Source organism: Rothia sp. HMSC075F09 (genome assembly GCF_001810515.1).
In the GTDB taxonomy this organism is placed as follows: domain Bacteria; phylum Actinomycetota; class Actinomycetes; order Actinomycetales; family Micrococcaceae; genus Rothia.
In genome coordinates this window covers 42,685-62,943 of record NZ_KV801776.1, presented here as the reverse complement: position 1 = coordinate 62,943, position 20,259 = coordinate 42,685, and the positions used below count along the sequence as shown (strand labels likewise).

The 20,259-nt window shown below is 60.1% G+C and carries 16 protein-coding genes; 12 read left to right on the top strand and 4 right to left on the bottom strand.

Going from position 1 to position 20,259, the window contains the following annotated elements:
* Nucleotides 1–87 precede the first annotated feature (87 nt).
* From HMPREF2749_RS01500 to HMPREF2749_RS01490, 3 genes are all read right to left on the bottom strand, one after another.
* Nucleotides 88–852 (bottom strand): HAD family hydrolase, encoded by a 765-nt coding sequence (locus HMPREF2749_RS01500; protein ID WP_070593168.1) that lies wholly within the window; start codon nt 850–852, stop codon nt 88–90.
* Between the two features lie 175 nt (nt 853–1,027).
* A complete protein-coding gene (locus tag HMPREF2749_RS01495; protein ID WP_070593166.1) occupies nt 1,028–2,446 on the bottom strand; it encodes an FtsX-like permease family protein in 1,419 nt (472 codons plus the stop codon).
* On the bottom strand, nt 2,446–3,417 hold the full coding sequence (locus HMPREF2749_RS01490) for an ABC transporter ATP-binding protein (protein ID WP_070593226.1): 972 nt from the start codon (nt 3,415–3,417) through the stop codon (nt 2,446–2,448). Before HMPREF2749_RS01490 ends, HMPREF2749_RS01495 begins: the two co-directional genes overlap by 1 nt.
* 228 nt (nt 3,418–3,645) lie before the next feature.
* Between HMPREF2749_RS01490 and HMPREF2749_RS01485 the strand changes: the two genes are divergently transcribed.
* The 8 genes from HMPREF2749_RS01485 to HMPREF2749_RS01450 all read left to right on the top strand — a co-directional run bounded on the left by HMPREF2749_RS01485 (nt 3,646) and on the right by HMPREF2749_RS01450 (nt 14,609).
* On the top strand, nt 3,646–4,935 hold the full coding sequence (locus HMPREF2749_RS01485; protein WP_070593164.1) for a histidine phosphatase family protein: 1,290 nt from the start codon (nt 3,646–3,648) through the stop codon (nt 4,933–4,935).
* A gap of 19 nt (nt 4,936–4,954) precedes the next feature.
* The gene (locus HMPREF2749_RS01480; protein WP_246823476.1) at nt 4,955–5,389 is read left to right on the top strand and encodes a VanZ family protein; all 435 of its coding nucleotides are present in this window, start codon (nt 4,955–4,957) and stop codon (nt 5,387–5,389) included.
* Between the two features lie 418 nt (nt 5,390–5,807).
* Nucleotides 5,808–6,599, top strand: a complete 792-nt coding sequence (locus HMPREF2749_RS01475) for a DeoR/GlpR family DNA-binding transcription regulator (RefSeq protein WP_049357323.1) — start codon at nt 5,808–5,810, stop codon at nt 6,597–6,599.
* Nucleotides 6,599–7,549: a 1-phosphofructokinase family hexose kinase gene (locus tag HMPREF2749_RS01470; protein WP_070593162.1), complete on the top strand. Its 951-nt coding sequence runs from the start codon at nt 6,599–6,601 to the stop codon at nt 7,547–7,549. The genes HMPREF2749_RS01475 and HMPREF2749_RS01470 overlap by 1 nt, the downstream gene beginning before the upstream one ends.
* Before the next feature lie 191 nt (nt 7,550–7,740).
* Entirely contained in the window at nt 7,741–9,747 is a 2,007-nt protein-coding gene (locus HMPREF2749_RS01465; protein WP_070593160.1) for a PTS fructose transporter subunit IIABC, read from the top strand.
* Between the two features lie 99 nt (nt 9,748–9,846).
* Nucleotides 9,847–11,541 carry a phosphoenolpyruvate--protein phosphotransferase gene (ptsP, locus tag HMPREF2749_RS01460; RefSeq protein ID WP_070593158.1) on the top strand — a complete coding sequence of 565 codons (1,695 nt, stop codon included), beginning with the start codon at nt 9,847–9,849 and terminating at the stop codon, nt 11,539–11,541.
* A gap of 234 nt (nt 11,542–11,775) precedes the next feature.
* On the top strand, nt 11,776–12,054 hold the full coding sequence (locus HMPREF2749_RS01455) for an HPr family phosphocarrier protein (RefSeq protein WP_005504506.1): 279 nt from the start codon (nt 11,776–11,778) through the stop codon (nt 12,052–12,054).
* Between the two features lie 416 nt (nt 12,055–12,470).
* Nucleotides 12,471–14,609 carry a threonine/serine exporter family protein gene (locus HMPREF2749_RS01450; protein ID WP_070593156.1) on the top strand — a complete coding sequence of 713 codons (2,139 nt, stop codon included), beginning with the start codon at nt 12,471–12,473 and terminating at the stop codon, nt 14,607–14,609.
* A 139-nt stretch (nt 14,610–14,748) separates the two neighbouring features.
* Here the strand turns inward: HMPREF2749_RS01450 and HMPREF2749_RS01445 are convergent, their stop codons facing one another.
* Complete coding sequence (locus HMPREF2749_RS01445) at nt 14,749–15,420, bottom strand: uracil-DNA glycosylase (protein WP_070593154.1); 672 nt, start codon at nt 15,418–15,420, stop codon at nt 14,749–14,751.
* A gap of 170 nt (nt 15,421–15,590) precedes the next feature.
* Here HMPREF2749_RS01445 and HMPREF2749_RS01440 point away from each other — a divergent pair, with 170 nt between their 5' ends.
* From HMPREF2749_RS01440 to rlmC, 4 genes are all read left to right on the top strand, one after another.
* Nucleotides 15,591–15,914: a DUF3263 domain-containing protein gene (locus HMPREF2749_RS01440; protein ID WP_012902847.1), complete on the top strand. Its 324-nt coding sequence runs from the start codon at nt 15,591–15,593 to the stop codon at nt 15,912–15,914.
* A gap of 261 nt (nt 15,915–16,175) precedes the next feature.
* Nucleotides 16,176–16,766: a LytR C-terminal domain-containing protein gene (locus HMPREF2749_RS01435; protein ID WP_049340902.1), complete on the top strand. Its 591-nt coding sequence runs from the start codon at nt 16,176–16,178 to the stop codon at nt 16,764–16,766.
* A gap of 397 nt (nt 16,767–17,163) precedes the next feature.
* Nucleotides 17,164–18,786 (top strand): chaperonin GroEL, encoded by a 1,623-nt coding sequence (gene groL, locus HMPREF2749_RS01430; protein ID WP_049346117.1) that lies wholly within the window; start codon nt 17,164–17,166, stop codon nt 18,784–18,786.
* A 209-nt stretch (nt 18,787–18,995) separates the two neighbouring features.
* A complete protein-coding gene (gene rlmC, locus HMPREF2749_RS01425) occupies nt 18,996–20,129 on the top strand; it encodes a 23S rRNA (uracil(747)-C(5))-methyltransferase RlmC (protein WP_049346116.1) in 1,134 nt (377 codons plus the stop codon).
* Nucleotides 20,130–20,259: the final 130 nt, after the last annotated feature.

Genomic DNA, 20,259 nt, shown 5'->3' with positions numbered 1-20,259 from the left:
CTGCTCCTTGAGGAGCGGGCCGGGGGTCTTTCTTGATGCTGCCTATCAGGTGAGGCGGTGGCGCGGTGAGGCGTCTGCGGTACGTGCTTAGCCCTGCGTTGCTTCAGACTGCTGAGCTGCCTCAAGCTTGGCGATCCAGGTGCGTGCCGCCTCCCAGAGCTGCGGGTCATTGAACGAATCGAAGCGCCCAAAACCGGCCGGTGCCTTTGCCGGGTCGGTGCCTTCCGGAACGTAAATCATGACCTTCGTACCGGCGTCACGTGCCGCCTGCGCGCCCGCGGGGGAGTCCTCGAACGCCAGCGCCTCGTGACCTTCAAAGCCGAGGCGACGTGCCGCCTCCATGTACATGTCCGGGGCGGGCTTACCGGTCGGAACGTCGTTGCTGCTGACCCAGGTGCGCACCAGCGGGGCGTAACCGTAGCTTTCCATTTTCAGGGTCAGAATGTTCGCGGTGGAGTTCGACGCCACCGCAACGGGCATGTGCTCGCTCAGGAAGCTCAGGAACTCCTGCGCGCCCTCGATCAGGTCCACGCCGGAGCTGATGACCTCGTGCTCGGTAGCGAGCAGGTCCTTCATCACACGTTCATGGTGCTCGGCGTACTCTGCGGAGGCGGTGTCCGGCTTCTGGCCGTTCTGCGCCTCGTAGGAGAGCAGTGCAAGCTCCTCGGCGACATCGGCTGCTGCCAGGCCGGTGAGGCTATGCTCCACCTCCTCGGTGAAGGGAACAGACCAGCGGGCGAAAAGCTCACGCTGCACATCGTTCCAGACGGTCTCGGAGTCGAGGAGGATGCCGTCGCAGTCGAAGATTGCGCAGCGGGGGAACCAAACGGAGGATACTGTGTGTTCAAACATAATGTCAGTCTCTCACAGGGCTTGAGGCTATGGAAGCGGTGGCCCGGTGCGTGAGAAAACATGCAGAGCGCAAACCGGGTGAGGGTACAAAAGCACGCAACACAAACGTTGGACATGAAGAAACCCTCCCGCCGCATCCAGAACGGATGCAACGGGAGGGTAGCAGCCGTACAGCTTAGAGAGCGGACACCGGCTTATGAGTCACCTGACGCATAAACGGAATGGTCGCTAACAGGCCCACATAGACCAGCGCCAGACCCAGCGCAATAGCGCCGAAGGTCATACCGAACATCTTCGTCAGAATCTCACCGGAAAGACCCTGCGCCGCAATCAACGCCGTCAGCGGCAGACCCAGCAGCGCAGAAACCACGCTAATGAGCACCAGCGGACCGAAAACCACGGTAAGGCGCGAAGCCTGCAACATCCTCGTGGGGGTACCCATCATATTCAGCGAAGAGTACAGCGAACCACGCTCGTAAATGGCGGCGCTCTGGTTCAACACTGCGGAGAGAGTGATCAGCAGGTACGAGAAGAACAGCATGAGCAGCATGCCCTGGAACATGTCCGACATGATGGTCATGAAGGGGCCGGCGGCGGGGCCTACCTCCTTCGTCGTTTTGTTCATCTCACCCGCCAGAATCAGGATGGGGCCGAAGAAGGTCACCAAGAAGGTCGACAGTGCCACACCCGAAACCTGACGCCACGCCCCGCGCGGGGACTCCAACACCGCACGGTAACCCAGCAGAACCGACGCCTTCTGGGTCATGCGCACACGAATCTTTGCGTATGCCCACACCAGGAAGGTACCAATCAGGTCGATAGCAACCATCATCAGCAGACCCGGCAGAGCAATGAAAATCGCCAGGTTCTTAATCGCGCTATCGGCACCGCCGTCCTGGAAGGGTGAGAACATGCTAAAACCCTTCGAGGTCGAAGCCAGAATCATCACGGCAATGACCAGAACAACACCGATACCCAGAGCAATGTAACCGGCGGAACCGGCCTTCGCGCGGGTACGCACACCCAGCGGGCTGATGCTGACCTTCGCCAGACCGAAGAGGGAGCTGAGAGCCGCCAAAACCATACAACCCAGGAAGCAGTAGAAAATCACGCTCACCGGCAGGAGCATATTCTCAGCACCCAGCGGAACGTTCATGAAGTGCAAAGCGCCAAAGGGGAAAATCAGCACCAGGTAAAGCAGCAGACCGATGATGAAACCCACAAGAGAGTACACCAGCGCGTCCGCAACAGACAGACCCACAATCAGGGTCGTGGAGGCACCAATCAGGCGCAGGGACGCCAGACGCTCATCACGGCGGCGGGCACTCAAACGAGCAGCCGAAGCGCCCAGGGTAAAGAGCGGAACAATCAGCACCAGAGCGGCAACCCACGCCAAACCCATGTAGAGCTTCTGAATGCCCATCAGGTTGATCATTTCGTGGTCAACGTTGGCGTGCTCAAGCCACGTACTCAGCGCTTGAACACCACCGGCAACCGTCAAAAACAGTGCCGAGGAGGCGGCAAACGCCAGCACGGGAAGAATCGCCTGCGAACTCCATAGGGTTCGCTTGGCGAGTAGAGCATAGATTTGCATTATGCACCTGCCTGAGACTGAGCGCCGAGGTTCTGAGCACCGGGGTTCGGAGCGGGAACACCGCCCTGGTTATTGCGCTGGTCACTCACGATCTGACCGTCCTGCAGGTACACCACGCGGGAGCACGCCGCCGCCACGTTCGGGTCATGAGTAACCACCAGCAGAGTCTTACCCTGCTGCGGAATCATGGTCAGCAGCAGAGCCATCACCTCACGCGCGGTCTTCGAATCCAGCGCACCGGTCGGTTCATCCGCGAAAGTCACGGGGGCACCGTTCACCTGGGAACGGGCAATCGCCACACGCTGAGCCTGACCACCGGACATCTCACCCATACGGCGGTCCAGCATCTGTCCCAGACCCAGACGGTTCAACAGATCAGCCGAAATGGAACGCGCCTGCTGGCGGGGAACACCGGCAATCATCGCGGCGAGGGAAACGTTCTCCTCCGCGGTCAGCTCGGGAACCAGCAGACCCTGCTGGAACACGAAACCAAACGAGTTAGCGCGCAGGGAGGTGCGCTCACGCTCGCTGAGGGACTCCACCGCCACCTGACCGGTCGGGCCGTTGAACAGCACAGAACCGGCATCGAGCTTGATAATGCCCGAGAGCGCGTGCAACAGGGTGGTCTTACCGGAACCGGAAGGACCCATAATCGCCACGGACTCGCCGGGGAAAATATCCAGGCTCACGTTACGTAGCACCGGGTTATTGCCGTAAGACTTGTGCAGGTTACGGGCAGAAATAATTGCACCGCGCGCGAAGGGCGCCTGCTGCATCTGCTGAGGTGCCTGAGCCGGGTAGCCCTGCGGCTGACCCTGATAGTAGCCCTGCTGGCCGGGCTGACCCTGCTGACCGGAATACTGACCCGCAGGCTGCGCCGCCTGCGGAGGGGTCATTGAATACGGGTTCTGAGCCTGGAACTGCGGGTTCTGGGTTTGAGGATGGTTCTGGGATTGAGGATTCTGCGTCATGACAACCTTCATTGGGTATGAACTAACGGAAGTACTCTTCTATCATCTCAGCTTCTTGGCGGCTCACCCCTCCGTCTGAGGGCTGAAAAATATGGGAATACCCTGAAAAAATTCGCCCGACCGGGCGCTCAACCACCCCGCAGCTCATACCGCGGTATGAGTGCGCTTCATGAGAGAATACGCCTCTTGCCCCCTTGAACTGCGCGGGGGCAATGCCATACTAGAAGGATGACCGACGCACAGAACACCCCCATCATCACTCCGGTAGCCGACCCCGAGGCAGGAACCCGCATCATCTTCCTGCGCCACGGCCAGACCGACTGGAACATTGACCACCGATTCCAGGGCGGCACCGACATCCCGCTGAACGACACCGGCCGCGAGCAGGTACGTACCGCCATCGGCGCCCTGAAGCAGGCAGAAGCCGACGGAACCACCGTGGACGCTATCGTCTCCTCGCCCCTTTCCCGCGCAGTAGAAAGCGCTGAAATCATTGCCGAAGGCATGGGCGTACCCTACCGCGGCGCCGTTGACGGCTTCCAGGAACGCTCCTTCGGCGACCTGGAGGGGCAGATTGCGACCCGCGAGCTGATTCTCGCCTCCCGCCAGTCCAACAACGCATACAACGTGGAACCCAAGAAGGACTTCCTCGCCCGCTCCCTCGCGGCGCTGAACCGCGTCCGCCGCGAATACGAGGGTCAGACCGTCGTGGTCGCCGCGCACGGCATGCTGATTGCCCTGAGCATGACCGCCCTGGTCGCTGAGCGCCACCCCGAACTGCTCAACGAGGACGGCATCTACCCGATCCCGGTGAACGCCTCCTTGACCGAGGTGCCCCTGCAGTACCTGGACAACGCGATCGACCGCCTGGTCGTGCAGCACCTCGAGCCCGAGCTGGGCCCCGAAGAGGTCCCGGCGGGCGCCGAGAACACGACCCTCACCCTGATCCGTCACGGCCAGACCGACTGGAACAAGGCGAACCTGATGCAGGGCATCACCGACATTCCGCTCAACGACACCGGCCGCGAACAGGCACGCACCACCGGCAAGAAGCTCGCCGACATGGGCCTGGAATTCACCGTGCTGGTGTCTTCGCCGCTCTCCCGCGCCCACGAGACGGCGCAGCTGGTCGGTGAACACTTCGACCTGCAGGTACACAAGACCTACCCCGAGCTGGTCGAGCGCGCCTACGGTGCCGGTGAGGGCCTGGACATTCCCGCCCCCGAGCGCCGCGCCCCGGAACGCTACTACCCGAACGTGGAATCTGAGCGTGACGTGTACATTCGTGCGGTGCGCACCCTGCGCAATATCGTGCGTGAGCTCTCTGAAGCTTCGGGCGACCAGAAGATTATCGCCGTCAGCCACGGCAGCTTTATCCGCCGCGCTCTCTCCGCAGCGGCCGGTGAAGAATGGACCGTGACCGTGCCGAACGCCGAACCGCTCACGATTGACGTGCCGGGCCTGTTCGCGTGGGACTCGACCAAGCAGTTTGACGAGGTGGGTCGCCTTGTTTGGTAAAGGTCGCTCTAGCGCTCGCGTGTGGCGGCTGATTCTCTGGCCGGCCACGGCGCTGTACTGCGCGGTGGTGGCGAGTATCGTGTTCGCTCCCGTGCACGTGGATGATAACGAGATGGGCGGCCGCCTGGCGCAGCTACTGGATACCGGCCACGCCGAGGGCTGGCTACCCGCGTTCATCACCTATTCGAGCATTGAGCAGCTTTCGAACGTCATCATGTTCATTCCGGGCGGCTTTCTCTTCGCCCTGCTGCTGAGGCCGAAGGCTCGCCCGCACGTGCTGTACGCGGGATTCCTGGTCAGCGCCTGCATTGAGACGATTCAGAGTTTCATGCCTGATCGCACCGGCGACCCGGTGGATGTGCTGATGAACGGTTCGGGTGCTCTGCTGGGCGCGGCGGGTGCCTTGGGTGTGCATCGTTGGCGTCGCGTGCGTCGCGAACGCAAGGGCAAGTAAACGAGCACCCAAATAAGCGCGCATTAATTGCATATGTTCTGCTGGTGGAGGCGCTGGTTTCGAGGATTTTCGGAGCCGGCGCCTCCACTTTTTGCCCTGTGAGGGCGCCGTGTAGGTGTTGGACACTGTGGGAATGGTGAGGGAGCGGGAAAACCCAACAGTTCATTAGGTCAAACAGACATAAACAGGCAACAGCTCGCAAATAGGTGTGGTTTCGGTAGGGAACAATCGGGTAATATTCCGGCAAATACAGCGTTTTATATTGACTTGCCCACAAAAACCCACATAAAATCAAGTATTACCCTAAAGCGTTCTGTCGGTTCGCTGAAACCATGTCTCTCACGGTCCTGAAAGCCGAGCAGAACGCAGAAAAGAACGCACAGATTTCCTCCCACTAGCCCAAAGGAACACCAGATTTATGTTCGCAGAAGAACGCCGTGCCGAAATTGCAAAGCTTGTTGCCTCCGCACGTCGTGTCAACGGCGCTGACCTTGCGCGCCGTTACGATGTGACCATGGAGACCGTGCGTCGTGACCTCGCCGCACTGGAAGAGGCAGGTAAGCTCCGCCGTGTTCACGGTGGTGCTGTCACCATTGAGCAGTCCACCTCCCTGGAGTCCTCCATCTCCTCCCGACAGGGCATGAACACCCCCGAGAAGCGCCGTATCGCCACCAAGGCATACCAGATGCTGCGCGACTCCGAGGCAGGCTCCATCGTCCTGGACGCAGGCTCCACCATCGAGATTCTCGCCGACCACATCGGCGCCGAGAACTTCAGCCTCAAGACCGGCAACGACCGCATCATCATCACCCACGCACTGCACATTGCAGTCAAGCTCGCCGAAGCCGAGGGTGTCACCCTTGAACTGGTTGGCGGCCAGCTGCGCAAGATGACCTGGGCTGCTGTTGGTGCACGCGCCGCAGAGCACTTCGGTACCATGCGCCCCGATATTGCTTTCATCGGTGCCAACGGCATTGAAGCCCACTTCGGCATCTCCACCCCCGGCATGAACGAAGCTATCGTCAAGACCGCAATTTGCAAGGCAGCCCGCCGCGTGGTCTTGCTTTGTGACTCCGCGAAGTTCGGTCAGGAATCCCTGGTCCGCTTCGCCGGATTTGAGGATATTGACACCCTCATTACTGATCGCGAGCCCGAAGGTGCCCTCCGCCAGGCACTCGAGGCCGCAAATGTTGAGATTGTGATTGCCTAATGATTATTACTTTGACCGCCAACCCCAGCCTGGACCGCACCATTGAACTCGGTGCACCCCTGGCTCACGGTGCCGTGCAGCGTGCTGTCGGTGCCGTACAGGATCCCGGCGGCAAGGGCGTGAATATTTCCCGTGCCCTGCAGGTTTCCGGCGTACCGACCCTCGCCATTGTGCCCGGTGAAGCCAGCGACCCGGTGCTGACCGCACTGCAGGCGGTGGACGTCGAGTTCGCTAACCTGCCCACCGGTGAGCCGATTCGCTCAAACATCACCGTGGTTGATCCGGATGGTACCACCACCAAGCTGAATGCCCCCGGCACCGTTTTTGATGCCGAACTGCGTCAGAAGCTGGACGAGCTGGTGGTTGAGCGTTCCAAGGGTGCCGACTGGGTGGTTTTGGCTGGTTCGTTGCCTCCGGGCCTGGAACCGACCTACTACTCCGAGCTGGTGGCGGCACTGCGCGCCTCCGGCTACGAGGGCAAGATCGCTATCGATACCTCTGAGGCGCCGCTGATTGCGACCGTCGCCGGTGAGCACAAGCCCACCCTGATTAAGCCCAACTCGGAGGAGCTGGCTCAGCTGACCGGTAGCGATAACTGGGAGGAGCTGGAGGCTAGCCCCGAGCTGACCGCCCGCACCGCCCAGAAGCTGCTCGGCGACGGCATCGAGTACGTGCTTGCCACCCTCGGCGGCGGCGGCGCAGTGCTGGTCACTGAGCAGGGTATCTGGCACGCTGTGCACGAGCCGATTCAGGTTCGTAGCACTGTGGGTGCCGGTGACTCGTCGCTGTCCGGTTTCTTGATTGCTCATACTCGTGGTGAGGATGCCCCCGGTTGCCTGGTTCAGGCGGTAGCTCACGGTTCGGCTGCTGCTGCTCTGCCCGGTACCCGCATGCCTTCGCTGGAGCAGACCACTCCTGAGAAGGTCACTGTTCGTCAGCTGCAGCTCTAATTCGGGCTGTTTTCGCACCTCCAGCTTTTATTCTCAGAAGGGAATATAAGATGGGGTGCTGTGCGCATATGTACACACATATCCGCACGCTGCACACTCAACACACACTGCGCACACTTTGAACTCATATAGGGGAGAAGCCCGGCACCGCTGAGCGAATCCCCGCCCCAACACATACCCGAGGAGGGAATATGTCTGATCTGATCACCGCAGATCTCGTCCTGCTGGACGAGAACCTCGGCGAGACCCGATTCGACGTAATTGCCAAGCTCGCCCAGGCAGTCGTAAATGCCGGACGCGCTACCGACTTCGAGCAGCTCTACGCGGCTGCCGAGGCACGCGAATCCAAGACTGACACCGGCATCCCCGGCGGTATTGCGATTCCTCACTGCCGTAGCGCCGCCGTCACCGAGCCGACCCTGGCAATGGCACGCCCCAACCCGGCAGTTTCCTTCGGTGCAAAGGACGGCCCCGCCGACCTGATTTTCTTCATCGCTGCACCCGATGGCGCTGACCAGGCTCACCTGAAGCTGCTCTCCACTCTGGCACGTTCCCTGATGAAGAAGAGCTTCACCGCATCCTTGCGCGAAGCCTCCTCGGCTGAAGAGATTGTTGAACTGGTCAACGGTGCGCTCGGCGTGGGCGAGAAGAAGGCAGAGGCTAAGCCCGCCGAGGCTGCGCCCGCCGCATCTGCCGCCTCCGCTCAGGAAACCCCCGCTGCTTCGGCTCCGGTGAAGAAGATTGTTGCTGTGACCGCATGCCCCACCGGTATCGCTCACACCTACATGGCTGCGGACGCCCTCAAGTACGCTGCTGAAGAGCTCGGCTACGACCTGAAGGTTGAGACCCAGGGCTCCTCGGGTAATGAGAAGCTGACCCAGGCTGATATTGACGCCGCAGACGCCGTGATTTTCGCGGTGTCCGTGAACGTGCGTGAGCGTAACCGCTTCGCGGGTAAGCCCTTTGTTGAGTCTCCCGTCAAGCGCGGTATTGACGAGCCTAAGGAAATGATCGCGGAGGCTCTGGCTGAGGCTGAGAACCCCAACGGTGCACGCGTTGCCGCTGCCGCATCCAGCGGTGAGGATAGCGCAGGCGCTACCGAAGGCGCTTGGGGCTCGCGCATCTACAAGGCTGTGATGACCGGTATCTCCTACATGATTCCGTTCGTTGCTGCCGGCGGTATTCTGGTCGCTCTGGGCTTCGTTTTCGAGGCAATTACGGTGCCGAACCTTGGCGATGTGAACACCAAGGCGATTCTCGACTCGGCAACCCTGTTCAACCTCGGTGATGTGCACTGGACCCTGTACCTGGGTGCTGTTCTGCAGACCATCGGTAGTTTCGGCCTGGGCCTGATGGTCCCGGCTCTTGCCGCGTACATTGCGTACGGTTTGGCTCAGCGTCCCGGTATTGCTCCGGGCTTCATCGCCGGTTCGGTGGCTCTTGCGGTAAACGCGGGCTTCCTTGGCGGTATTGTTGGCGGTATTCTCGCCGGTCTGATTGCGTACGCTCTGGGTACCCTGAAGCTGCCCCGCTGGCTTGGCTCGATGATGCCCGTGGTCATCACCCCGCTGGTGACTTCTCTGGTTGCCGGCCTGGCAATGTACCTGCTGCTCGGTGCGCCCCTGGCTTGGGTTATGACCACCCTGCAGGATTGGCTGACCTCCATGTCTGGCGGTTCCGCTCTGCTGCTGGGTCTGATCCTGGGCGCCATGATGGCTTCTGACCTGGGTGGCCCCATCAACAAGGCTGCTTACCTCTTCGCAACCGCTGGCCTGTCTTCGGGTGCGACCGTGAACCAGGAAATCATGGCTGCCGTCATTATTTCCGGTATGGTTCCGCCGCTGGCTATGGCTCTGGCAACCACCCTGCGTCCCAAGCTGTTCAACGAGAACGAGCGTGAGAACGGTAAGGCTGCGTGGCTGCTGGGTGCATCCTTCATCTCTGAGGGTGCTATTCCCTTCGCTTCGGCTGACCCGGCTCGCGTGATTCCTTCGACCATTGTTGGTGGCGCTATTGCCGGTGCAATCTCCATGGGTGCGCACGTGGCTTCCCCGGCTCCGCACGGTGGTATTTGGATTATTGGTCTGGCGCAGAACCCGTTGATGTTCCTGGCGGCTGTTGTTGCCGGTACCGTTGTTTCTGCGCTGCTGTACGTGGTGCTGAAGTCCATGGGTGCCCGCTCCAAGGCATCCGCATAAAGGCCGTATAACCTCACCTTCATTTGATCGTCTGTTTGCAGGCGTGAGCGTGAAAAAACACGTTACACTGTAGACAAACCACAGATAGGACATGAATTTATGACTACCTACAAGGGCGTCGGCGTATACGCCGGCCGCGTTATTGGCCCCGTTCTTCAGATGCCTAAGCCCATCGAGGAACCCAAGGACGGTCTGCGTCTGAGCGGTGAGACCGCTGAGGCTGCAGCGCAGCGCATCAAGGACGCTTCGGTCCGCGTGAAGGAAGACCTGCTCGCTCGTGCAGAGCACGCTAGCCGTGACGGCAAGGCTGTTCTGAAGTCTACCTCTCAGATGGCTACCGACCGTGCACTCATCAAGAGCGCTATTAAGCTGGTTGAGACTCAGGAGATGGCTCCCGAGCGCGCTATCTGGGAGGCTGCAACCTCCTTCGCAGACCAGATGGCTGCCCTGGGTGGCTACATGGCTGAGCGCGTCACCGACATCCACGACGTGCGTGCCCGCATTGTTGCTGAGCTGACCGACCAGCAGGCTCCCGGCATCCCCGTTTCTGATGAGCCGTTCATCCTGGCCGCTATTGACCTGGCACCGGCTGACACCGCGACCTTGGACCCCGAGAAGGTTATCGCTCTGATTACCTCTGACGGTGGCCCCCAGGCACACACCGCTATTCTGGCTCGCGGTCTGGGTCTGCCCGCTATTGTGGCGGCTAAGGGCGTGACCGAGATTGCTGACGGCACCGTCGTCTACGTGGACTCCAACGAAGGCATCGTTGACACCGAGCCCACCGACGCTGACCGTGAGGCAGCAATCAAGTACGCAAACCGTAAGCCTGTCGCTGACTTTGACGGTCAGGGTGTGCTGGCTGACGGCACCCGCGTTGAGCTGTACGCAAACGTTGGTGACGGCAAGTCCGCTGAGAAGGCTGCAAGCCTGAAGGCTGAGGGTGTTGGCCTGTTGCGCACCGAGTTCGGCTTCCTGGGCCACGACTCTGAGCCTTCTATCGAGACTCAGGCTAAGACCTACAAGTCCGTGTTTGACGCATTCCCCGGCAAGCACATTGTGGTTCGTACTCTGGACGCTGGTGCTGACAAGCCCCTGCCGTTCCTGAACGTGAACCCCGAGGAGAACCCCGCACTGGGTGTTCGCGGTTTCCGTACTGACTGGACCGTTCCGGGCGTTCTGACCCGCCAGCTGGAGGCTATTAAGGCTGCTTCGGAGAACTCCGACGCGGACATCTGGGTTATGGCTCCGATGATTTCGACCACCTCCGAGGCACGCAACTTCGCGAACATGCTCAAGGAGATCGGCCTGCCCGTTCACGGTGTGATGGTTGAAACCCCCGCAGCTGTGATGAACGCTGAGGCTATCCTGGGCGAGGTCGACTTCGTGTCCATCGGCACCAACGACCTGACCCAGTACACCATGGCAGCTGACCGTCTGCTGGGTGACCTGGCGCACCTGAACAACCCCTGGCAGCCTGCAGTGCTGAAGATGATCAAGATGACTGTTGATGGTGCTCAGCGTGCATCGGTCACCGCGGGTAAGAAGAAGTACGTGAGCGTCTGTGGTGAGGCTGCGGCTGACCCGGCTCTGGCTGTTGTTCTGATTGGTCTGGGTGTTGACACCCTGTCCATGAACGCTGGCGCTATCCCCGCTGTGGCTGCGGTTCTGAAGTCTGTGACCAAGGAGAAGGCACAGCAGATTGCGGCTATCGCTCTGCAGCAGATTTCTTCTGCTGAGGCGAAGGAGAGCGCACGCAAGGCTCTGCCGATTCTGGATGAGCTGGGCCTCTAAGCCTTAAAACGATTCCGGGTTCTGCCTGCCGCCCCTTGGTGGGGTGTGTTAGGCGGTGCCCGGGTCCATAAAAATGCCGGGTGCGGAGTTTTATTTCTGCATCCGGCATTTTTGTACTTGTTAGCGTACGGCTGAACGGTACAATTTATAGAGTAAGGGCGGGTCCTGAAGCGCCCCGTTCATTTAGAATAGGGACTGATATATTTTTGGTTCTTTGATCAAAGGAGAAACATAATGGCAGAGCGCGAAGCCACTATTGCAAGCCGTGTTGGCCTGCACGCACGTCCGGCAGCTATCTTCGCTGAGGCAGCTGGCGACCTCCCCGTTGAGGTGACCATCGCTGCTAAGGGTGAGCCCGCAGATGAGGCTATGGACGCTGCATCGATTCTGTCCCTGATGTCCCTGGGTGCAAAGCACGGCGACGTTGTTGTCCTGCGCGCTGAGGGCGAAGGTGCTGAAGAGGCTCTTGACTCGCTGGTTAAGATCCTCGAGACCGACCACGACGCTGAGTAATTGACTTTCGCCTCTGAAGTGACCCTGAGCGGTGCGCTTCGGATGCTGTGAAGGCTACAGCCTTAAAGCGTGAATATCCCGTCACTTCGGTGGCGGGATATTTTTTGTTATGAATAATTCATTTTTTATTGAGGCGTGAGTGGGGGGAGATAGGGGATATTTCTCTGCAAATCTTAATGTATATATAACCTTTATTTTTCCTCGAAAATAGCTCTAGAAATATCTCCCAAAATATCTTCTGTGCAGTAATGACCTGGATTTCTCTTCATATCAATGAAGCCTTCTGCCGTAAGTGCCGCAGAGCGCTTTTTGCTCACAAAATCACCGGGCAGAAAAGTGATATTTCTGCTCTCCAGTGCTACCGCAGAATCGTGCCCTTGTTAGACTAAATAGGCACTGTCTATCTGGGAGGGACATTGGCAGAATCGAGGAACACCCCCGCGACCCCCACATCGCGGGAAGCTTCGCATGCAGACGAAGCGAACACTGCCGCAATGGAAGGAAGCGAGCAGAACACCACCGCGGGCTACATCGCCGGTAAACGCGGTTTTCCCCTGGTTTCACTAGACCAGGTCACCGACGAGAAATTGCGCCGCGTGCTGGCTCAGCATGCTACCTCCGCGACAAGCCAGGAGAGCACCGTCGCTGCTGAAGCTGTCAGCGATGTACTGCAGGAGGCCGCAGCGGATATGGGCATCACCGCGCAGGAGCCGGTTGAGCCCACATGCGACCCCGAACTGACCCCTAACGGCCACGGCGCGCGTACCGTCATTGACCCCTCCCTCGTGCCTGATTATGAGCTGGACGCGTACCGTGAGGACCCGAACCCCGTCACCTCCAGCAACTTGGTAACCGAGGAGGCGCTGACCCGCCCCTCCCAGCCGGTGCCCATGACCGGCATGATTCCGCAGGTGCCTAACTCGCACGCTGCCCGACGTTTCGGCGCGGATCCTACCGCAATGCCGAAGACGGGGCCCGTCTCGATGCCCACCACCTCCGTTCCGCTGCTCGATGGGAGCTCTCAAGGCCTCCGTGGGCGCGGTAGCGGCAGCCGTTGGGGTTCGCGTCGCTTTCGTTCCTTCGTGCGCACTGAGGAGGCGGCACCCGCCGCCCCGCGCGGTGCCCAGCGCATCGCGCAGCGCCAGTTCGTGCCGACTATCCGGTCTGACGAGCATGAGCGCCGTGAGGCGTTCCGCCGTGAGAAGGAATACGCCCGCGATACCCTGAACTTCACTCTGCGCCTGGCGGAGGCGATGTTCCACTACGGTGCGGACGCAATGGACGTGGACTCGGCGATTATTGCAGTTTCTTCGGCGTACGGGCTGGACTCGGTGGAAGTCGACATTACGAACCAGTCGGTGACCATCAACTACACTTCGGACCCCGATATTTACATGGAATCCCGCATCGCCAAGCGCAATGCGAACGCTGAGGAGCGCTTTACCCATACCCTGGTGCGTGTGGTGCGTTCCTCCACTGAGAACTATGAGGCGCTTTCTGAGGTGTACGGCCTGATCTACAAGATCACTCGGGGCGGTATGACCCTGGAAATCGCCGATTTGAAGCTGAACCAGATTACGCACCGACCCAAGCCGTTCCCGCCTCTGGTGGTGTGGTTGGCGAACCTGGCGTGTGCCGGAACCCTGACGGCGGCGCTGGGTGCAAGTTTTGCGACGGCGTTGAGTGCGGCGATTATTTTTATTCCGGTGTACCTGCTGATTCAGTGGTTGAGTTCGATTGGTATTCCGGCGTTCTTTCGTATGGCTGCTAGTGCGGGTCTGATGACCTTCTTGGCGATTTGGCTGGGCGGTGAGGGATCCATTCTTTCGGTGTTGCAGCGTCAGGGGGAGGCGATTTCGGCGCCTCTGGTGGTGGCTGCGGGCATGATTATGTTCTTGCCGACTCCGCGCCTGGTGGGTGCCGTGCAGGACGCGATTAATGGCTTCCCGGTGACGGCTGCGGGTCGTTTCGTGTCTACGGGCATGAGCTTCTTGGGTCTGGTGGTTGGCATTGCGACCGCGGTGAGTGCGATCAATATTTTCAACGGCCCGACCCTGGATATTGAGCAGCTGCGTTTTGAGCCGACGACCCCGCTGGTGGCGTCGTTCTTCTTCCTGGTGGCGATTGCGACCTTTGCGATTACCTTGCAGACGAAGCTGGTGAAGGTCGGGTGGCTGATGGTCATCACGGGCTGCGGTCTGGCGGCGTATTACGGTTATGAGTTGCTGGCTGGCCCGAGTACGGGCCGCGGTCCGACGGCGTGTGCGGCGGTTGTGATTGGTGCGTTGAGCACGTATTTTGCGTACCGTCTGCATGTGCCTCAGGCGATCTTCTCGATTCCGGCGATTACGTTCTTGCTGCCGGGTCTGTCGTTCTTCCGTGGCATGTATCTGTTGACGGTTGAGACGGACGTGATTCTGGGTATGCAGAATATGATTACGGCGGTTTCGATTGTGGTGGCGATGGCTTCGGGTGTTGCGTTGGGTAATTACACGATGCAGTATGCGCTACAGCGTTTTACGACTCCGAGGAACGTGGAACCGGCGGATTCTTAGCCCTTTTTCAAGGGTATATAGCCGATATTGCATATATTGGTGGCGAAAAAGGGGCGGTAGCTTGCGAGTTCAACTCACAAGCTACCGCCCCTTCACTACGCCCAATGCGCCAGCTCTCATACTGGCTCATGTGCTGCGCCTAGCGGACCGTCCAATCCACCGGCTCAGCACCCTGCTGCACCAGCAGGGAATTTACGGTCGAAAACGGGCGCGAACCAAAGAAACCACGACGAGCAGATAGCGGCGAAGGATGCGCCGACTCCACGCTCGGGTACGGCTGCAACATGGGTGCGCACTTGCGCGCATCCGCACCCCACAGCAGGCCAACCAGCGGCTGGTTACGCGCCACCAGTGCACGGATAGCGCACTCGGTGATTTCCTCCCAACCCTTACCGCGGTGCGAACCCGCATCAGACTCGCGCACCGTCAAAACCCTGTTGAGCAGCATGACACCCTCATCAGCCCAGCAGGACAGGTCACCGTGATCAGCCGGGGCAATACCCAGATCGTCCTCAAGTTCCTTGTAAATATTGTTCAGCGAACGAGGCAACGGCATACCGCGGTGCACCGAGAACGACAGACCCATCGCATTGCCCGGAGTAGGGTAGGGGTCCTGACCGATAATGAGGACCTTCACCCCGCTCATCGGGCGGCGGAATGCATTGAAAATATCGGCAGCAGGCGGGAACGTACGGTACCCCGCCGCGTGCTCCTCACGCAGGAAAGCGCCCATGGCGTGAATCTGCTCTTCGACGGGGGCGAGTGCTACCGCCCAATCCTCGCTCATAATGCTGCTGAGGGGCTGGTTCATGAATCTCCTTGGGGAATCTCCTGGTGCTGACGCGACCCGGACGGTGACGGGGCCGGGCGCGGGATGAATGTTTCTCTTCTAGACTGAGGTCCTCCTCTAGACTAGGGGATGACAGATACACGCGCTAGAAGACGCCAGCCGCGGCAGACGAGCTGCAGACAGGAGGGAACGTGTCAGAACAGGAACGCGCTGAAACCGCACAGAGCCAGCCAGAAGCACAGAGCCAATTAGAAGCGCAGAGCCAGGCGGAAATAGAAAACCAGCCGGAAGCCCAGAGCCAACCCGGCGGGCTGACCCCGGTGGAGCGCCGCATCCTTGAGGTGGAGCGCCGCCGCTTCAAGCACCAGGGTTCCAAGGAGAAGGCGATTATCGCCGCCGGTTTCACCCCGATTGCCTACTATCAGCGCCTGAATGTGATGCTCGATGATGAGCGGGTACGCGCCGCAGCGCCGCAGATGATCGACGTTCTGCGCGCCCGCCGAGACGCTGACTAGGGGCTCGAATTGCGGGAGCCGTGCGAGCCTTCCAACTCCTGCATCCAACCCCGCACACCTTAGGTTCAACCAGAGATTGAACACTGTGCGGTGTCCGTCTCTTTCACAGCCGGTTGCGGGGCGTTCACATTGGTTCTCGCTAATTGAGCCGGTACTCTAGGTACTAGAACACCAAGACCGCACCTTCTGCAGCCGCGCCCGCGTGCCAGGCAGGGAGGCACGGTACCAGCCGGTAAACAGAGACCCGTGAAATGAGGATAAATGAGCTACCCCCGCGACGAATTTGATGAGGTAGACGAAAATACCGCCCGCCGCGGAACCTACCGCGCGGTCAATGCTGACCCGGCAAAGAGCCCCAAGGGCGCTATCCCCCTGGTAGCTGCAGGCGTAGTTGGTCTGCTCATCGGCGGCGCAATGTACGTGTACGCGCCGCGCACCGCCTCCCCGCAGTACTCGGCGTCCACCGCGAAGAGCAGCTCCGCCCCCGCAAGTGCGTCGGCGTCCTCTGCGCCGGCTAAGGCTTCTGCGTCGGCAAGCGCCACGAAGACCGGTCTGGCTGAGTCCATCTCTGTGGCGGTCTACAATGCGGCGGCTCCGGCGGGTAGCGCCTCCAGCGCGGCGGCTCTGCTGACCGGCTACACCATTAACGAGACCGCGAATTACACCGGTGTGGCTCCTGCAACCAGCGTGGTCTACTACGCTGAGGGCTACCAGTCGCAGGCGCAGAGCATCGCCTCGAAGCTGGGCATTACTCAGGTGCGCCAGGCGACCGCCAACGTTGAGATGGGCAACCACGAGGTCATCGTGATTCTGTCGTCGGATTACACCGCCTCCGCTACTGCCGCGGAATAGGTTTAGGCGGTTGCTCGGGTGATTCTAAGCCCGTGCCAGCTGTTTCATCCATAACGACTTCTGCTCAACCCCACCCGTGCGATCCCACCGATGCACAGGGCGGGGTTGATGCTTTTAACACCCCTCCCGCACTCCCGGCGGGCACACCGGTAACGCCCCTTTTGACGGGGTTGATGAGCGCAGATTAAGCACTGGGCGATTAACCCTTCAACCTTGGGCTTAAACGTTTGCTCCATGCCGGTGCGGGTGCCACAATTGATGTAGCGTTCGGGTACTTTATGCCCTGCTCTGCCCGCGCCTCCGTAACGGGGGTGTTGTGGAGGGGCAGCCACCCGATTTTAGATGTACCGCACCCGCAAGGGTGAAGGAAAAAATCCGATCGTCCAGGAGGACACTTATGGCAAAGCTCATTGCTTTTGACGAAGAGGCACGCCGCGGCCTTGAGCGCGGTTTGAACACCCTCGCCGATGCAGTGAAGGTGACCCTCGGCCCCCGCGGCCGCAACGTTGTGCTGGAGAAGGCGTGGGGCGCCCCCACCATCACCAACGACGGTGTCTCGATCGCGAAGGAAATCGAGCTGGAGGATCCGTACGAGAAGATTGGTGCGGAGCTCGTCAAGGAAGTTGCTAAGAAGACTGACGACATCGCAGGTGACGGTACCACCACCGCTACCGTTCTGGCTCAGGCACTGGTCCGCGAGGGCCTGCGCAACGTGGCTGCTGGCGCTGACCCGCTGAGCCTCAAGCGCGGCATTGAGAAGGCTGTTGAGGCTGTGACCGAGGCTCTGCTCTCCTCCGCGAAGGAAGTTGAGACTGAGGAAGAGATTGCTGCAACCGCGTCTATTTCCGCTGGCGACGCTGAGATCGGCAAGCTCATTGCTGAGGCAATGGAGAAGGTCGGCAAGGAAGGCGTCATCACCGTTGAGGACTCCAACACTTTCGGTCTGCACCTCGAACTGACTGAGGGTATGCGCTTCGACAAGGGCTTCCTGTCCGGTTACTTTGTGACCGACCCGGAGCGTCAGGAAGCAGTCCTGGAGGACCCCTACATCCTGGTTGTGAACCAGAAGATTTCGAACGTTAAGGACCTCGTTCCCGTCCTGGAGAAGGTCATGCAGTCCGGCAAGCCGCTGCTGATTGTTGCTGAGGACGTTGAGGGTGAGGCTCTGGCTCTGCTGGTGCTGAACAAGATGCGCGGCTCCATCAAGTCTGTTGCTGTGAAGGCTCCGGGCTTCGGTGACCGCCGTAAGGCTCAGATGGCTGATATCGCTATCTTGACCGGTGGCCAGGTCATTACCGAAGAGGTTGGCCTGTCCCTGGACGCAGCAACCCTGGATATGCTCGGTTCCGCTCGCAAGGTCGTTGTGACCAAGGACGAGACCACCATCATTGAGGGTGCAGGCGACGCAGCGGCTATCGAGGGTCGCGTTGCTCAGATTCGCGCAGAGATCGCTAACTCCGACTCTGACTACGACCGTGAGAAGCTGCAGGAGCGCCTGGCTAAGCTCGCCGGTGGCGTTGCTGTGCTGAAGGCTGGTGCCGCAACTGAGGTTGAGCTGAAGGAACGTAAGCACCGCATTGAGGATGCTGTGCGTAACGCTAAGGCTGCTGTTGAGGAGGGTATCGTCCCCGGTGGTGGCGTTGCTCTGATTCAGGCTGGCGTGAAGGTCTTCGACAAGCTGGAGCTGACCGGCGACGAGGCTACCGGCGCGAACATCGTGCGCGTGGCTATTGACGCACCGCTGAAGCAGATTGCTGCCAACGCTGGCCTGGAGCCGGGCGTTGTGGTTGACCGCGTTCGTTCCCTGCCTGCTGGTACCGGTCTGAACGCTGCGACCGGCGAGTACGAGGACCTGATGGCTGCTGGTATTGCTGACCCGGTGAAGGTAACCCGTTCGGCTCTGCAGAACGCTGCGTCTATTGCTGGTCTGTTCCTGACCACTGAGGCTGTTGTTGCGAACAAGCCGGAGCCCGCTGGTGCGGCTGCTCCCGGTGCGGACGCAATGGGCGGAATGATGTAATAACTTTTTGTCCCTGATGGGGCAAAAAGTTATGGAATCCGAAGGGCACGAAGTGACCTTCGGTGGTGAGATGCCGCTGGAAACTAACCCGGCATAATCACACCGCATCCGTATGAGGCGGGGGCGGCTACCCATGAAGGGTGGCCGCCCCCGCTTTTGTGTGCCCATGCGTCCTGTCCCGGCGGTGGAGGCGGTAAAATGGTTCCCCTATGGAATGTGCCTATTTTCGTGATGACCTCTGCTCCTCCTGCCCCAGCATTGAGACCGCCTACACCGCGCAGGTGCAGGCGAAGCAGGAGCATGCCCGCGCCCTGCTCGCTAACTACCCGCAGCTACAGTGGCTGGACCCGGTGACCAGTGCGGAGGCGGGCTTCCGCAACAAGGCGAAGCTCGTGGTGGGCGGTTCGGCGAAGAACCCGACCCTCGGCATCGTGGATTACCGTACGGGCGCGTCCACGGATCTTGGAGAATGCCCGCTCTATATGGAGCCAATTCAGGCGGCTATTCCGGTGCTGCGTGAACTGATTCAGCGCGCAGATTTGACGCCCTATGACATTCCGAATCGTCGCGGTGAGCTGAAGAATATTCTGGTGACCGCTTCGGCGGCGGGTGAGCTGATGGTGCGTTTCGTGCTGCGTTCGAAGAAGCTTCTGGTGCCGATTCGCCGCCAGATGGGCTGGCTACAGGAGCGGCTGCCGAACCTGGCAGTGCTGTCGGTGAACCTGCTGCGTGAGCCGGTGGCGCGCGTTGAGGGTGATGAGGAGATTATTCTCTCGGAGCGTCAGACCCTGCCGATGCAGGTGAATGACCTGACCCTGCATTTGCGTCCGCAGAGCTTCTTCCAGACGAACACGAAGGTCGCTGAGGCGATGTATGCGCAGGGCCGTGAGTGGGTGCGTGAGGTGGCTCCGCGCTCGCTGTGGGATCTGTACTGCGGTGTGGGCGGTTTTGCCCTGCATGCCGCTTCGGTGATGGATGGCGGCTCGGTGACGGGCATTGAGATTAGTGCGGAGGCGGTTGCTTCGGCACAGCGCACGGTCGCTGAGTACGGTCTGGAGGGCGTGGACTTTTCGGCTCAGGATGCGCCGGAGTTCGCGGTGTCTTCGGGCGCGGTGCCGCAGATGCTGGTGGTGAATCCGCCGCGCCGCGGTATTGGTGAGAGCTTGTGTGCGTGGATTGAGGGTTCGGGTATTGACCGTGTGGTGTATTCGAGCTGTAACGCGGTGACTTTGGCGAAGGATCTGGAGCGTATGCCCTCGTATGCGCCGGTGCAGGGCCGTGTGCTGGACATGTTCCCGCATACGGACCACTATGAGGTTATGACGTTGCTGAAGCGCGGGTAGGTTTCTCGGGTCAAGCGCTCATTCCTATCCCAAGTCCGCGAGCAGATACATAACACTAGGGCGCGAGCAGGTGATTTTTGGCCGAGCAGGTAGTATTTTTCCTGCATGCTCGGCCAAAAATCACCTGCTC